The 14,888-nt window shown below is 71.4% G+C and carries 10 protein-coding genes; 2 read left to right on the forward strand and 8 right to left on the reverse strand.

All coding sequences use genetic code 11. The features are described from left to right. Positions 1-152: 152 nt before the first annotated feature. Entirely contained in the window at positions 153-1,730 is a 1,578-nt protein-coding gene (locus tag ACFXKZ_RS49185; protein WP_380014057.1) for an ISL3 family transposase, read from the reverse strand. Between the two features lie 236 nt (positions 1,731-1,966). After that, on the reverse strand, positions 1,967-2,104 hold the full coding sequence (locus ACFXKZ_RS49190; RefSeq protein WP_380013916.1) for a hypothetical protein: 138 nt from the start codon (positions 2,102-2,104) through the stop codon (positions 1,967-1,969). Between the two features lie 28 nt (positions 2,105-2,132). Between ACFXKZ_RS49190 and ACFXKZ_RS49195 the strand changes: the two genes are divergently transcribed. Continuing rightward, positions 2,133-2,477, forward strand: coding sequence for a hypothetical protein (locus tag ACFXKZ_RS49195; RefSeq protein WP_380013919.1), 345 nt, complete (start codon positions 2,133-2,135; stop codon positions 2,475-2,477). Between the two features lie 524 nt (positions 2,478-3,001). Here the strand turns inward: ACFXKZ_RS49195 and ACFXKZ_RS49200 are convergent. The 5 genes from ACFXKZ_RS49200 to ACFXKZ_RS49220 form a co-directional block, all read right to left on the reverse strand. Further along, positions 3,002-3,538 (reverse strand): hypothetical protein, encoded by a 537-nt coding sequence (locus ACFXKZ_RS49200; RefSeq protein WP_380013922.1) that lies wholly within the window; start codon positions 3,536-3,538, stop codon positions 3,002-3,004. After that, the gene (locus ACFXKZ_RS49205; RefSeq protein WP_380013925.1) at positions 3,457-4,356 is read right to left on the reverse strand and encodes a helix-turn-helix domain-containing protein; all 900 of its coding nucleotides are present in this window, start codon (positions 4,354-4,356) and stop codon (positions 3,457-3,459) included. Before ACFXKZ_RS49205 ends, ACFXKZ_RS49200 begins: the two co-directional genes overlap by 82 nt. A 781-nt stretch (positions 4,357-5,137) precedes the next feature. Next, complete coding sequence (locus ACFXKZ_RS49210) at positions 5,138-6,397, reverse strand: MFS transporter (RefSeq protein WP_380013928.1); 1,260 nt, start codon at positions 6,395-6,397, stop codon at positions 5,138-5,140. A 28-nt stretch (positions 6,398-6,425) separates the two neighbouring features. Further along, on the reverse strand, positions 6,426-7,214 hold the full coding sequence (locus ACFXKZ_RS49215) for a PIG-L deacetylase family protein (protein WP_380013931.1): 789 nt from the start codon (positions 7,212-7,214) through the stop codon (positions 6,426-6,428). A gap of 69 nt (positions 7,215-7,283) precedes the next feature. Beyond that, positions 7,284-8,636: a glycosyltransferase gene (locus tag ACFXKZ_RS49220; protein ID WP_380013934.1), complete on the reverse strand. Its 1,353-nt coding sequence runs from the start codon at positions 8,634-8,636 to the stop codon at positions 7,284-7,286. 697 nt (positions 8,637-9,333) lie between these two features. On the opposite strand from ACFXKZ_RS49220, the gene ACFXKZ_RS49225 reads away from it, so the two are divergent. Continuing rightward, positions 9,334-9,462 carry a hypothetical protein gene (locus ACFXKZ_RS49225; RefSeq protein WP_380013937.1) on the forward strand — a complete coding sequence of 43 codons (129 nt, stop codon included), beginning with the start codon at positions 9,334-9,336 and terminating at the stop codon, positions 9,460-9,462. Between the two features lie 372 nt (positions 9,463-9,834). On the opposite strand, the gene ACFXKZ_RS49230 is transcribed toward ACFXKZ_RS49225, so the two are convergent. Continuing rightward, positions 9,835-14,841: an LGFP repeat-containing protein gene (locus ACFXKZ_RS49230; RefSeq protein WP_380013940.1), complete on the reverse strand. Its 5,007-nt coding sequence runs from the start codon at positions 14,839-14,841 to the stop codon at positions 9,835-9,837. Positions 14,842-14,888: the final 47 nt, after the last annotated feature.

The raw sequence follows: 14,888 nt of genomic DNA on the forward strand, positions 1-14,888 counted from the left end.
CGCCGAACACCCCGACTACCGCGAGGAGTGGCGACCCAGGACACCTGAGCCAACAGCAGGACCCTGAGCGTCACAAGATCAGCGACAGAGCCCGTTCATCTGTACACGCCTGAGCACTTTTCTGGCTCTGGCAAGATTTTCGTAGCCGGAGATCATTCCGAGCTCGTGATCGGCCGATCCGGGTATCGGCGGCGTAAGTGGGCGATGAGAACGACGCGTTGGCGGAGAAGGGGGACGCCGGCGCGTCCCGCCATGATGCGTTTCTGGAGTTTACGTCGGTGATGCGGCCTTCGTTCACGCCGGAGTTGTAGGGGGGTGGTGATCCCCTGGACCAGCGCGTCCCGGTCCTCGCGCAGGGCTGTCGCGATCCCGACGAGAGGTGGCAGTCCGCCGGCGGTGAGTCGGTCGAGCCAGTCCGGTAGTGGTGTGGCGTCGTGGTTGTCGAGCATGGCCGCGAACCGGCGGATCAGGTCGTGGGTGCGGTGGAGTTCCGGGCAGTGCTCGAGGAGCCGGTGCAGTCGCTCGGCGGTCTGCGGGGTGTGCCGGTGGGGCGCGGTGACGATCCAGCGTGCGACCTCGCGCGGAGACGGCGGTCGTTCGCACGGCTCGTCCAGGGGCAGGCCGCGCCGCAGCGGCGCGACCGCCATCTTCACGCGCTGGTAGTGGCCCGAGTAGCCCTTGGCCGGGAGCTCCTGATGAAGGACCGTGGCGCTGTGCTCACCCTCGTCCCAGCGTTGTTGCAGGTAGTCGAGGTACGGATCCAGTGTGGACGGGCGGCGGGGCGGTCGGCGCACGACTTCCTGCCAGGTGCGGGCGCGAGCGTACTTGCGCACCGTGCGGCGGTCCAGGCCGAGTTCGCGGGCCACGCTGCTGTGGGAGCGACCGGTGTCGATGGCCGCGTGCACGGCTTCGAACAGCCGCCGTGCGTGGCGATCGGCGCGTGTGTCCGCCGTTGTTGCCGCCCCGTCGCGCTCAGGGGTGGTGTCCTCGGGTTCGGGCAGCGCGGCGGGCAGGCAGTCGCGGTGGGCGGAGGCGACGTCCTTCACGCGCCGGGACAGGCCCTGCCAGAGGTGAAAACGGTCGCTGACCTGGAGGGCGTCGGGGGCGCCCGCCGCGATGCCCTGTCGATAGGCGAGAGAGCCGTCGCGGCAGGCGACGTCGACGCCGGGGTGTTCACGCAGCCATCGGCCGAGCTGCTCGGCGTCCCGGCCTTTCCAGAGAGTGAGCGGGAGGCGGGTCGTGGCGTCCACCAGGAGGGTGCCGTAGGTGTCGCCGTACAGCGCGAAGTCGTCCACCCCCAGCACGTGTGGTGTGACGAGCGGGGGCAGCGGCATGCGCATCAGTTGGGAAAGGACGGTACTCCGCGAGAGCGCGACGTCGACGACCCGCAGCATCCGGGCCCCGCCGCGGCCCGCCAGGAGGACGCCGACCTCCTCGACCACACGCTGCAACAGCGGAGTGCGCCGTTGATAGCGCTCGGTCAACCCCGGCACCTGCTCGGCGAAGGTCACCTTCGGGCAGGCCGGATTCTCGCAGTACAAACGGCGCACACTCAGGTCGATCCGCACGCGCCGACCCCCGACCGCAGCGTCTGCGAGGTGCCGCACGTAGCGGCTGTGACTCCACTCGCTCGGCGCACCACACCCCGTACAGGCCGCCGCGGCAGGGGAGTTCGTACGGGCCTGGATCCCGATCACGGGACCCGTGAGATCAGTCGAGGTCACCAGCACGTCGGCCAAGTTCGGTATCAATTGCGACAGTTCGATAGAACACAGTCAGAGGTTTCCCGCCGACGACTGGGCAGACCATCATCTCGGGATGATCTCCGGCTACGAAAATCTTGCCAGAGCCAAGTACGTGCCAGCCGGATTCGAAAATAAGACGTAACCGGATGATCAGGGCGCCGTGTGAGGCACCGCCCACCCACGAGGTTGTTGCGGAATCGGCACGGACGACACGAGGACGGTCAGGGCACGATCGGTTCCCGGCCGGTCCAGGAGATGTCCAGGTGCGGGGCGTCTTCGCTGAGTTTGCGTTGCATGATCGCGAAGCCGGTGGGGCCGGTGAACGGCGGCCGGCCGGTCAGGAGCGCGAACAGGTTCATCGTCTGTCCACACCTGGAGGCGGTGCACTTGGACCAGGACGGCGACAACGGCTGGAGCGTGAACACCGAACGGCACTGGCGGGCCCGAGGGCTGCGCCCCATGGGCCGCGAACTGATCGTCGACAAGTGGGTGGCCGACCAGGTCCCGCCCCTCGCCCGACTGACCGGCTCCACCGTCCACGTCGACGCCGGCCCGGACGGGCAATGGTCGTCGTCGGCGAGCTTGGACGCCGTCAAAGCGTGTCGCGTGACGGGCGGGCTGCTGCTGGGGGTCTCCACCGCGTGCGAGCCGACTTCCACCACCGGCCCTCAGGACGTTCTGCGCTACGGGGCCGCCGGCCACATCTTCCTCGGTTGGGTTCCGCTCGTGTGAGCGAAGGAAGACGGCCGTGGCAACACAGAGGGCGGTCTTCGCACCGGACACCCACTCGGCGCTCCTGCGGATCGCCCGCGTCCTGGCGCCTGGCGGCGTGGGCGCCACCCCGCGGAGCGGTGCCCGAGGTCACTCGGGCCCGTGCGATGAAAGAGCAACTTCCGGAGAAAGGCGGGGCGCGAGCTTGACAACTCGGAACAGCGGCTCGATTCCTGCGGGCAGGTCGGGAGATCCATTGCCAACGGAGGCTCGGATTCGCTCCAAGACCGAGCGGCGGGCTCGCGCCGACTCGGGGCGGGCGGCGATCACCGCACGCATGGTGTTCGGGCGGCGTGCCCCGCGCCCGGTCCGAGTCGAAGGGTGCGTTCACTCGGACGAACCAGCGTCGATCTCGCCCACCGAGCCGAGAGGTTGCGATCGGCTCGACGCGTCCGGCACCGGCAGGGGCGTACTCCGCACCGGCTCCTCGGCATCGGCCCGAACGAACCTGAGCGGCCACCGGTCCGCCTGCGCCTCGCCGATGGTCAGGTGATGGCGCAGCGTGCGGCGCGTGTGCGGAGTTCGGGTGTGGTGCGCCCGCCGACGAGGAGCCCGGTGACGAGGGCGCGGACGGCGGGTCGGGGGTGGGTTTCCTCGGGGGAGCAGCGTTCGGCGGTCAGGAGGGCTTGGAGGCTTTGGTCGCGGCGTCCCCAGTGGGCGTAGGCGGTGGCGACGTCGGTGAAGTAGCGGCAGCGGCGCTCCACAGTGGGCAGGGTCGCGGGTGCGATGGTGCGGGCGGCGGTGATGGCCGCGCCGGGGTCGCCGGCGGCGTTCTCGGCGGAGATGCGGTGCAGGGCGACGGTGGCTGGTCCGAAGCCGCCGCCGTGGTCGCGGAGCATGACCCCGCCCAGGCGCTCGGCGATGGCGGCCGCCTCGTCGGTGAGTCCACGCATGCCGTCCCGATCCCCGGCCCGCGCGGCCGTGTACGCGGCGGATTGGATCAGCAAACCGCGTTCGGCGGCGAAGCGCGGGGAGGGGCCCTGGAGGGTGGGGTAGTCGGCGGCGTCGAGAGCGATGCGCATGGCCTGTTCGTGCCACCCGGCCTTGCGGGCGAGAACGGCCAGGTTCCGGGCGGCCTCCGCGGCGACGAGTGACTGTTCCCGGCGTGGGCGGTGGCGCGGGCGCGGTCGGCGGCCATCCACCCCAACTGGACGTCGTCCAGCTTGATCAGCATGCGCGTGGTCAGCACATGGACCTCCGCCAGCAGCGCCTGGTGCTCGGCGCTCGCACTGTCGTCGGCCAAGGCGTGGCCGGCCGCGACCAGGCACGGCAGACGTTCCGCGAGCGCGCCGTAGCGACCGGCGTGATAGTCGCCCATGGCCACGGCCAATGCGCCGCGCACCCGCGCCGTCGTGGTGGTCGGCGGCGCGGCGTCAAGACCGAGCATCGCATCGCGCACCCGCGCGACCAGGACATCACCCGACACCGGCGTCCGCGCGCCGGCCGGGCCCGCGCCGACGAGGGGAAGGGACGCGGTGGCCGCCAGGTCCGCCAACAGGCGTCGTCTGCGCACTCTCTCGCCCTCTCGTGGGTTCTCGCGCACCACAGTAGAACCCGGCAGCCCCGGAAACGGTCCATGCGTGGCCGGACGCGCTCCCGGTAACGGCGGCGTCGGCGCGAGCCCGAAGTCCTCGACCGACAACTCCAGCGCGTGGGCGAACCGCCGGATGACCGTGACGTCCGTCAACGGCGCGAGACCGCGTTCGTACCGCGAGACCTGCGCGGCCGAGTACCCGGCACGCCGACCGAGTTCGGCCGGCGTCCATGCCCGGGCCAACCGAGCCTGCCGTACCCGCATGCCCGAACCCGGGCGCTGCCGCTGTTGCCTGACGCCGGCCACGGACGACCTCCTCGCCTGCCGGTGCGGGAACTCCCAGTGATAGCACCCGCACACCCCCACGATGAACCGCTTTGCACAACACGCAAAGGGATTGCGCCAAGCGTTCCCGGCCGGGACGCGACGACCCCGTCCGAGGCGTGATGGGACCACGCGGCCCACTTTCCAGTCCGCGTCCGGCGTCGGAGTGGCCGCGGTCGCGGCCGCGGCGCTCCTGGTCGTCGCGGCCTGCGGCGGCAAGAACTCCTCGAGCAAGGGCCGGCGGCCCGCAGAACAACGATGCCAAGGCGACCGGCACCAAAAGCAACGTCACCATCGGCCTGTTCAACCCGACCATCGGCCCGTTCGCGGCGCTCGGCACCGACGTCAACGCCGGCTTCGACGCGGCTGTGCGGGGAATGACATACGGATTCACCCGGGGCGGATCGCGCCGCGCTTCCCACCGCGTTCGGCGTGCCGGCCACCCACATGACGAACCGCTCGGCACGACGCGCTTGCGGGCATGGTCGGTGCACGCGTCGAGCGCGGCCTCGGCGACGCCGATCGACAACCACGGCGGGCCGAGCGCGATGACGTTCGGCGCGGTCGGGTCGACGATGTGGCACCGGTGCTCGCGCGCAGCAGCGTTTCGCGAACTCCACCAACCGGCTGCGGGTGCCGCGCAGTCCCATCGAGTCCCGGATCGAGACCAGCTCGATGGTGTCGTCCCGGCCGACCCCGAAGAACGCCGGTCCGTCGTCGAGCAGCGCGTTGACCAGGAAGTGGTCCGCCCTGTCGATCTGTGTCACGCACTGGCACACGATTGTGGCCGGCGTGGGTGTGGGTCGATGCTCGGTTCGCGGGACAGGAGTCCGGCGAGGGACGCGGCGGCGAGGGCGAGGAGGGGCAGCACGAGCAGGGCCGCGCGGAGGGCGAGGTGGGCGGCGAGGAAGCCGACGAGTGGCGGTCCGGCGAGGAAGGCCAGGTAGCCGGTGCTGGAGACGGTGGCGACCGCCGGGCCCGGCGCATCGGGGAACTGCCGGCCGACACCGCCGAGCACGAGCGGGAACGAGGACGCGATACCCAGGCCGACGGCCGCGAACGCCGGTACCACCACCCACGGGGTGGGCGCCGCGATCGCGATCGCGGCGGCGGAGCCGGCCGTCAGCGCGCCGAAGCGCACGACGCGAACCGGGCCGAATCGCGCCGCCGCACGGTCACCGGCGAGCCGCCCGAGCGTCATGGCCAGCGCGAACGCCGCGTAGCCCGTGCCCGACACGCCGGGCCGCGCGTGCACCGAATCCGCGAGGTATACCGTGCCCCAGTCGGTGATCACCCCTTCGATGAGCAGCACGGACAGCCCGAGCAGGCTCAGCCACAGCAGGCGCCGGCGCGATCCGGGCCCGACCCGGGAGCGGGGCCGCGTCCGCGACCGGTGCATGGCGTGTACGGCCGGCCGCAGCACCGCGGCGGCCGGCGCCGAGGCGAGTAGGGCCACGGCGGCGGTGACGAGGAACTGGGTGTCCGGACGCACTCCGGCCGCCGCCGCGGCCGTACCGATCAGCGCGCCGGCGAGCGCGCCCGCGCTGTAGAGGCCGTGGAACGAGGAGATGCGGGAGCGCCGCGAGCCGCGTTCGCCGTCGACGGCGTGGGTGTTCATGGCCACGTCCAGGGTGCCCACCGCGGCGCCCAGGACCGCGAGGGCGAGGGTCAGGGAGAGCAGTCCGTCGGCCGGTGCGAGCAGGGCGATCGCCGACGCGTACACCGGCAGTGCGGCGCGGGTGACGATCCGGCTGCCGAATCGGTCCACCAAGATGCCGGCCGCCGGCATCGCCGGAACCGAACCGAGCGCGACGCCGAGCAGGGCGATGCCCAGTTGCCCGTCCGACAGGTGGAGGTCGGCCTTGACCTGCGGAATGCGCGGCGCCCAACTGGCGAGGATCGATCCGTTGAGGAAGAACACGGTGTACAACCCGCGACGGCCGACGCGCGATCGGCGCTGCTCGGCGCCGCGTCGGGGCCCTTCGGGCCGGGTGGCGGGCGCCGCGTCGGCTCGGATACGCATGCGGTTCCGTTCCTTCCCGTCCCGGGTCTCATGCCCCGGCTCGGCGGTGTTCGCGCGTCGTGTCGAGGGACTCGGACGCGTTGCCCACCTCTGGCGCGGCACGGGCGATCCACGGCAGTTCGAGGGCGGTGGGGGTCGTCGGCGGATGGGCCCGGGCGCCCGTGAACGCCTCCGCGTGGGCGACGCCCACCTCGGCGCCGCGCACGGTGGACTGCCGCCGGGCGAGATCCACGAAGTCCCGGCCGGCGCGCCGGCGGCGGCGATCGTTCTGGCTCTCGTGGCGCGCCAGCATGGCCTCCTTCGTCGGCATCGTGTCGGTGATGTCCACCCACAGGTCCGGTGTACCCGCGTTCGCGCCGGTCAGGGTGTCCATGTGGAACATCCCCGGCACCGCGCCGAGCGCGGGGTGGTCGGTTTCGATGCCCGGTTCGCGGGCCAGCAGCCGCGCGGCGCCCGCGAGGGCGCTCGCGGCCCGGTGGTCGGGGTGGTAGTCGTCGGGGTGGTGTGCGAAGACCAGGTCGGGGCGGGTACGGCGGAGCAGGTCCACGACGAGCAGTCGGGTCTCGGGGGTGTCGTAGAGGAAGCCGTCGGGGAGGCCGAGGAGGATCGGATCGACTCCCAGTACCGACGCGGCTTCGCGAGCCTCGCGCGCGCGGACGCCGATCGTGGCAACGGGAGGGGCGACTCGCGCGGTGGGCGCGCCGTTGGTCAGGATGGCGATGTCCACGTGGGCGCCTCGTGCCCGGTAGTACGCGAGGGTGCCCGCGCACAAAAGTTCGACGTCGTCGGGATGGGCGCCGAGGGCGAGAATGCGCATGGTGATCGGTTCTCCTTGGTGTCGTGGTGGACGGGGCCGCTGCCGCGTCCAGCCGTCTCCGGCCGTCTCCTATGCGACATCGGAGAGAATCCGGGCGAGCCCCAGCACGCCGCTGTCGGTGAGGAAGCGCCCGCGCACGTGTCGTCGTCCGTTCTCGCCCAGTTCCCGGGCGTACGTCGGGTCGGCGAGCAATCGCCCGACCGCGGCGCCGAGCCCGGACAGATCACGCGCGTGCGCCAACAGCAGCCCGGACCGGCCGTGTTCGATCTGCTGCCGGATGCCGCCCACCGGTGAGGCGACGACGGGCCGCCCCTTCCAGGCGGCCTCCGACACGGTCAACCCGAATCCCTCCGCGAGACTCTTCTGGATCACCACGGTCGAGCACCTCTGGATGGCGTTGATCGTCAGCGCGTGCTCGGTGGGCTGGTCGGTGGGGATCTGCACCAGATGCACCCGATCCCGCTGGTTCGGGCGACGCTCGCGGGCTTCGCGGCACTCCGCGAGTACCCGTTCGGCCTGCGGATCGCCGGCCGCCCGGGGCCCCACGAGGAGCAGGTGCGCGCCGAACCCCGGATCGACGTGGTCGGTGAACGCCTCGATCACGCCCGGAATGTCCTTCACCCGGTCCCATCGACTCACCTGCGTCACCAGCGGGGTACCCACCGGCAACGATCCGGTGTCCCGGTCGATCCGGGCCATCAGCCGCGACGCCTCTGCGGCGGGCCGCAGGAGGAGGTTCTTCGGTGCCAGCGGATTGATGGAGGGCGTCAGGATACGAATCGGCACATCGGGTGGCCCTGCGGACAACGCTCCGTCGTAGGACGCGATGAAGCCGTGTGCGGCGGACAGGTATCGACGCAGGAAGTCCCATGCGGGACCCGCCCGTTCGGCGTCGAGAGGGGTGCCGATGTGGCATTGCCACAAGACGACGCACCCGGCCTCGCGCAGGTACGGGATCAGGCCGGCCGTCTGGTGATCGTGCAGGACGACCACGCTGCTCCGACGCACGACGCCGAGCAGTCGCCGCGCGGCGGCGCGACTCACCTGCTCGTACACGTCCCGTCCGCTTTCCGGGTCCGGCACGTCCTCGTGGTCGCGGGCGGCCACCCCGCACAACCGGTAGTAGAGCGCCTTGGTGAAGGCGCGGAACTCCCTGCTGCCCTCGATCGTGACCCATCGGGTATCGATACCCTCGCCACGCAGGTGGGGCAGGGTGGTGCGCAGGAGTTCGGCGACCCCGCCGCGCGTCGGATTGTCGCTGACGTGCCAGACCTCGCGGCCGGCGAGGCGCGTCCGGGCCGCACGCAGCGCGTCGCGCACCTGGGCCAACCGGCGTGCCCCGACGAGGTGTTCGAGCCGGGACAGGGGCGTCGCCGGCAGCAGCACCTCCGGGAGCGGAGCGGTCGGCCCGGGGGGCGGCATGGGCGGGTATCGAACACGGCGCCGGCTCGGGTCCGGACTCGAACTCGGGTTCGGGTCCGGGTTGGGGTTGGGGTTGGGGTCCGGGTTCGGGCGGTTCTCCGGAGTGACGGTATCCCTGGCGCGGGCGCCGAAGCGGGGACGGGGTGGCCCGTGCGGGCATCCGGTGTGGTTCATCGTGTTGCCTTGCTGTGCGTGGACGGGGGCGGCGGCGGGCCGGGGTGCGACCCGGCTCGCGGCCATCCGGTCCCGGTCGAGGTCCCGGATCCGGCACCGGACCCGATCCCGGCGCCTGCGCTTCACCATCGGCCCCCCGTTGTCCCGGGTGCCTGAGTCCGCCGTCCCTGACCGGTCCCACCCTCGCCGCGCCGAGATGGGCGCCTCCGGGATGTACCCCTCGTGCATACCGTCGCCCACGTTCGCGCCGACGACGCGAGCACGGACGACGGGGGAACGAGAGCCCACGCATGTTCGACGACGCATCGGCAGACGAGACCGCTTCCGAGTCACCGAGACCGCGCTGCTCGTGGCAATCGGGCGGGCAGCAGACCACGAACCCGATCTCGACCGAGAGTTCGCGCTGTTCACCCGGCCTCTGACACGGAGAGTTCCGCCGCGCAGCCTGGTGGACGCCGTCTTCGCGTCCCACCGGTCACCCGGACCCGAACTCGTCCGCGCCCAGATCGACGCCCTCATGGCAATGACGACCAGGATCAGCAACCACGGCCAAAAACTCGAACACGCCTCCCAAGGCGACATCACCACCGCTCGCACCTTCGTCTGCACGGTCGAGTCACTGCTCATGTCGCTGTTCCTGGAGCGTCTGTGACCCCCGGCCATCACGAGCGCCGCAGCACGGAACGAGCGAAACCGATCACGTGAGCCCCGGAGCGGCCAAGGGCTCGGCACGCCGACGAAGCCGCACGGCGCACCCGGCCCGGCGCCATGCCGGCCCTGCCCACGACCCAGAACGCGCCAACCATGCGGGGCGGACGACGACCTTCCGAACGTCGGCACCCGTTCCCCGTGAAGGCGCCCGGTCGGATGTACCGCCCGCCCGCACCGCTCGCCATCCGGGTCCACCGGCTCCGGCGGACACCTCGGTGCCGCGCCGCAGTCGACCTCAGGTGCGGTGCGGGTGGTATGGGTGGGGCCCGGCGCGTGGTCGCGTGCCGGGCCCCACTCCGTGGTCGTTTGACGTCTACCAGATCCCGGCCTGTGCCTCCCAGCTCTTGGTGTAGGTGTTGAGTCCGCCGTCGGTCTTGGCGGTGAAGGTGTAGGCGGCCCAGCGGGTGGTGCCGTAGTCGTAGACGGCGGTGATGTCGGTGCGTCCGTCGCCGTTCACGTCCCCGGCGAGCGGCGCGGCGCGGGGCGCTTCCCAGTTCCCGGCCCCGCTGTCCCAACTCGCGAACGGCGCGTCCAGGGTCCCGTCGCTCTTCGCGAGCAGTGTCCGCAGCGTTGTCTGTGCGCCGCCCTGGTCGAACATCAGCACGATGTCGGCGCGCTTGTCGCCGTTGGTGTCGGCGGCGGTCGCCTGTATCTGTCCGATGTTCCATCCCGCCCCGGGCGCACTCCACGAGGCCACCGGCGCGGGGATGGTGCCGTCGGGTCGGGTGATGAACCCGAACGCCTTGGCCTCCCCGGTGTCGTGGACGTAGACGGCCCCCAGATCGGCCCGCCCGTCCCCGTTCAGGTCCCCGAGCGTGTAGCGGGCGTTCTGGTACCGCCACCAGTCCGGGTTGGTCTCCACCCACCCGTTCACCAGCGTGGCGAACACCCCACCCGCGGCGGCGGGAAGGCTGTGTGTGGAGATCCGCCCGTCGGCGTACCCCTGCACGAGCACCAGGTCGGCCCGCTTGTCCCCGGTGGTGTCCCCGGCCAGCAGGGTCGTCCGCTCGAAGTCCCACCCGGCGGGATGTTCCCACCCGGCGCCGCCGGGGTGGAACCCGCCGTCACCGCCGGCGTTCGCGAGGAAGGTGAACACGCGCACGTGCCCGTTCCCGTAGTGATACAACGCCGCGACGTCCGCACGCCCGTCGCCGTCGAAGTCCCCGGCGGCGTACTTCGCGTCCCCCTGACAGAACGTCCCCGCCGGCTGCACGTGACTTTGTCGAGGCTCGCCCAACGACCCGTCGGCGCGCCGTAGTTGCGTGAACCATCCGGTCGCGCACCCCCCGAAGTCCACCACGGTGGCCACGTCGGAACGCCCGTCGCCGTCGAAGTCCCCGGAGAGCATGGTGCGCCCCATCGGCGTCTCGTCCGCCCCCGGGTAGACGGTCGTCCCCCCGGTGTGCATGTTCCACCGGACGTGCCCGCCCTCGAAGTTGCTGCTCGCCCCTGCCATCACGCCGTATTCGGCGCTGGTCGGGAACCCGAGCGGCCCCGTCTCCCATCCTTGCGCGGCCCATGTCCCGCGAATCGACCCCCACACGGGCCATGCCCCGGTGGCGTCGGACCGGTAGATCGACGCCGTGTCCCCACTCGCCCCCGGGATGCTGAAGTGCGCGTAGCTACCCGGCTTTTGGGGTGCGGTGGGCAGGATGTCGGTGGTGGGGAAGCCGAGGACGCCGCGGGGGCCGTTCATGGCCTGCCAGCGTTGGAAGATGTCTCCGTTGAGGGTGTGTGCGCCGCCGGTGGGGGTCCAGGTGACGACGCCGGGGCCGGTGGCGGGTGTTCCGGTGAAGCGGGACATGCTGCCGATGTGGGTGCCGGCTCCGTCCTTGACGATGTCCTCGTCGGAGACGGGGTAGCCGAGTGTTCCGCTCGTGCCGCCTTGGGCGAGCCAGGCTGCGCGGATGTCGCCCTGGACGGACCAGGCTCCGGCCAGTGGTGACCAGTGGATGGAGGCGCGGTCGGTGGTGTTGCCGCTGTCGCCCTGGAAGTTGACGTACTTGCCCGTTCCGTCGGCGGCGATCGGAGCGATCGGCAGGTGCAGACGGCCGGTTGGTCCGCCGAGTGCCTGGTATTTGGCGAGGATGGGTCCGCACAGTTCGATCTGGACGGCGGCGTTGCCGGCGGAGGGGAACTTGGCGCATTCCGCCCAGGGTTTGGTGTCGGCGATCAACGCGGCCGGGGCGAAGAGGCTGCCGGTGGCGTCGGGGGCTTGGCCGCGGAAGGTGTAGAGGGTGCCGTCGGCGGCCTGGGCCCACAGGTCGGTTCTGCCGTCGCCGTCGAGGTCGCCGTCGGAGGAGACCTTGGGGTAGAGCGCGGCGTCGAATCCGATGCCGATGCGGGTACGGGCGGCGGCGTCGCCGAGCGCGGCGAGGTCGATCGTGCCATCCGCCTTCTTCCGGGAGGCGTACTGGTAGAGGAAGCCGGTGGCGCGGTCGCGGGCCCACAGGTCGGGGTGGTCGTCGCCGTTGACGTCGCCGGGGGCGATCAGGTCCAGGCCGGTCCAGTCGGCGTCGCCGAGCGGGCGGGCGTAGTCGAAGGAGCCGGGGGAGGTGTCGCCGTGGAAGAGCCACAGGCGGGGTTTGCCGGTGGTGTCGTTCTCCAGGGTGAGCAGGTCCAGGCGCGCCGTCTGGCGGTCGAGGTCGTTGTCGACGTTGCCGGGGGCGAGGATCTGGGTGACCTGTTTCCAGTTGCGGTTGAACGAGACGCACAGGTTGTCCGGGCGGGTGGGGTCGACGCAGACGTCGGGGCGGATGACCGGGTCGCGTCGATCGCTGGCGAAGTACTGGTTGTTGGCGCCCGGGGCGCCGCTGCGGTAGATGTACAGCCGCCCCTGGGCGTGGGCGTAGAGGTCGTCGCGTCCGATGCCCTGACCGCCGCGGTGGGTGATGGACGCGCCTGTCCATGTCGGGCGGCCGCTCGAGTCGGGCGGGCCTTGGACCTTCTCGGAGACCAGTGTTCCGCCGGGGGTGGGTGCGGTGTTGGCGCCGTACATCCTCAGGGCGCCGGCGTTGTCGACGACGACGAGGTCGGGGCGTCGGTCGCCGTCGATGTCGCCGAGTTTGGTCTCATGGTTGGGGTCGGCGGGGACGTAGAAGGTGTAGGCGGTCTGTTGGGAGGTGTTTCCGGCCTTGTCGACGGTCTGTGCGAACAGGCGTTGGCCGCCCCAGTCGAGGACGGGCAGGTCCTTGATCTTCCAGACCTTCTCGACCGGGTCGTACTGGGCTTGGGCGGCGCCGCCGACGGGGATGGTGCCGCCGAGGGAGTATTCGACGCGGTCGACGCCGGATCCGACGTCGGTGGCGGTGAAGGTGAAGGTGCCCTTCTCGCCGGCGTGCCTGCCGCCGCCGTTGACGGGGAAGTCGATGCTGGGGATGGCGACGGGCGCGGGCGGGGGTGTGTCGTCGACGGTGAAGGTGCAGCCGTTGATCCAGTTCGACTCGAGGTCGTCGTCGTCGGAGACGACGGCCCACTTGTAGGTGCGGCCGCCCAGGAGTGTGCCGACCGGGATGTCGGCGCGGGCGACGTGGCCGCTGGGTCCGGCGGAGACCCAACTGCTGTCGTACACGAGCGGATCGCCGTTGCCGACCTCGTTGACCGCGAACCGGGCGACGACGTCGTGTCCGTCGGGGTCGGACAGGGTGGCGAACAGGCTGACGCCGCCGCGAACGGGGTTGACGGCCCCGATGTAGCCGCAGTTCCCGGACGCTTCCCCGTTCACGGGCTCGGGTGTCATGTGCAGGTCGGTGGGGGTGTTCGGCTTGGTGTTGTACTCGATGGTGATGTAGTTGTCCGCGGCTTCGCGGGAGAACCGCTTGAAGCCGAGGTTGGACGTGTTCTGGGGGCTTTCCTTGCCGTAGACGCCGAAGGTGAGCGTCTGCCAGTTCTGGTGGGCTGCGAGGTTGGCGGTGAGGTCGAATTCGGCCTTGCGGTTACCGCAGTTGGGTTTCTTGGTGCCGGGGACCGAGGCGGTTCCCCACAGGCCCAGGTCGGTGGGCTGGTTGTTCCAGTTGGTGTCGTTGGTCAGGGTGTCGGTGGTCAGGTGCAGGTAGACCGGCTCCGCCTCCGCGTCCAGGCAGCTGAACCTCGCGGAGTACACCTGGGTGGTGGTGAACACGACGCGTTTGATCGACTTGCCGTTCAGGCGCCCCTGCCAGTTGTAGTCGACCCGGTAGAAGGAGCGCTCCAGTCCGCTGGGTTGGTCGTACCACTGGTACCCGGCGCCCGGCAGCCAGTTCGTGTTGTCGCGCCCGGGTGTCGTGGGGAAGGCCGACTGGGCCCAGCCGTACATGCTGACCCGGTCGAGCATGGGCACCCACGCGGGATCGATGTAGAGCGGGAACACCGTGTCGGAGGCGTTGATCAGCCCCTGGTCCGGGGTCAGCGTCAGCGCGCCCCCGCCGACCGCGGTCGCGATCGGCGCGGTCGTGGCGTGCACGCCGGGCCGCTTGTCGGTGGAGGCCAACTCGTCCGCCGGTATCGCGCCGGGACCGGTGTCGCCCGCGCCGGCCGTCGACGCGGCGCCACGCGCGGCGCCGTCGGCCTTCGGGGTGGTGCGCGAGTCCCACATGGTGGGCGCCGGAGCCCGGAACACCTCCCGCCCATCGGGCGACTTGGCCGCCATGCGGCCCTCGCCGGTCGCGGCGACGGTGACCCCGTCGGTGCTCATCCCGAGCTTGAGCGTGGCCAGTTGCGGGTTCTTCGCGGCCGCCGCGGTCTTGACGATCAGAGTGTGCGAGAAGCCGCCCTGCTCGGTCGCCGACACCTTCAGGTCGACGTCGGGCAGCACCCCGGGGTAGAGCGCGCCGTCGCCGGCCAGGACGGGCGCGGGCAGCGCGGTGGGCCAGGTGAAGGTGAGCTTGCGCCCGCCGTTGGTCATCGACGCCAACAACCGACTGCCGCCCCCGCCCAGGGCAAGGTCGGTGGTGGTGCTCGCCGGCCGCACGGTGCCGTCCCCGGCCCGGGTCAGCGTGGGGTCGAGATCGCGCCAGGTCCCGGTCTTCTTCGTCCGCGAGGGCTCGACGGTGCGTTTGAGCACGAGGGTTCCGTCGGGTCTGGCGGTGACGGTGTCGGTCTCGGTCGTCAACTCCGGTACGGGAGTGTCCTGTCCGGTGCTTCTGGCCTGCGCGGTCGCGGCTTTCTCGGCGGCGACCCGGGGATCGGCGGGGGGTGTCGTGGCGGTGGGCGGGGCGCCCGCGCGCGGCGCGGCGTTGGCGGTGCCGGCAAAGACTCCTCCGGCCAGGGAGAGCGCGACGAGCCCGCAGACCACCGCGGCCGGACGGGATCGTGGGCGGACGTGGGCGGGTGGTTGTCCCATGACGGGTACTCCTGCGGGAACGGGGATGCGGTGGCGCGAGTGCGCAC

It is taken from the genome of Embleya sp. NPDC059237, assembly GCF_042754105.1.
Lineage (GTDB): Bacteria > Actinomycetota > Actinomycetes > Streptomycetales > Streptomycetaceae > Embleya.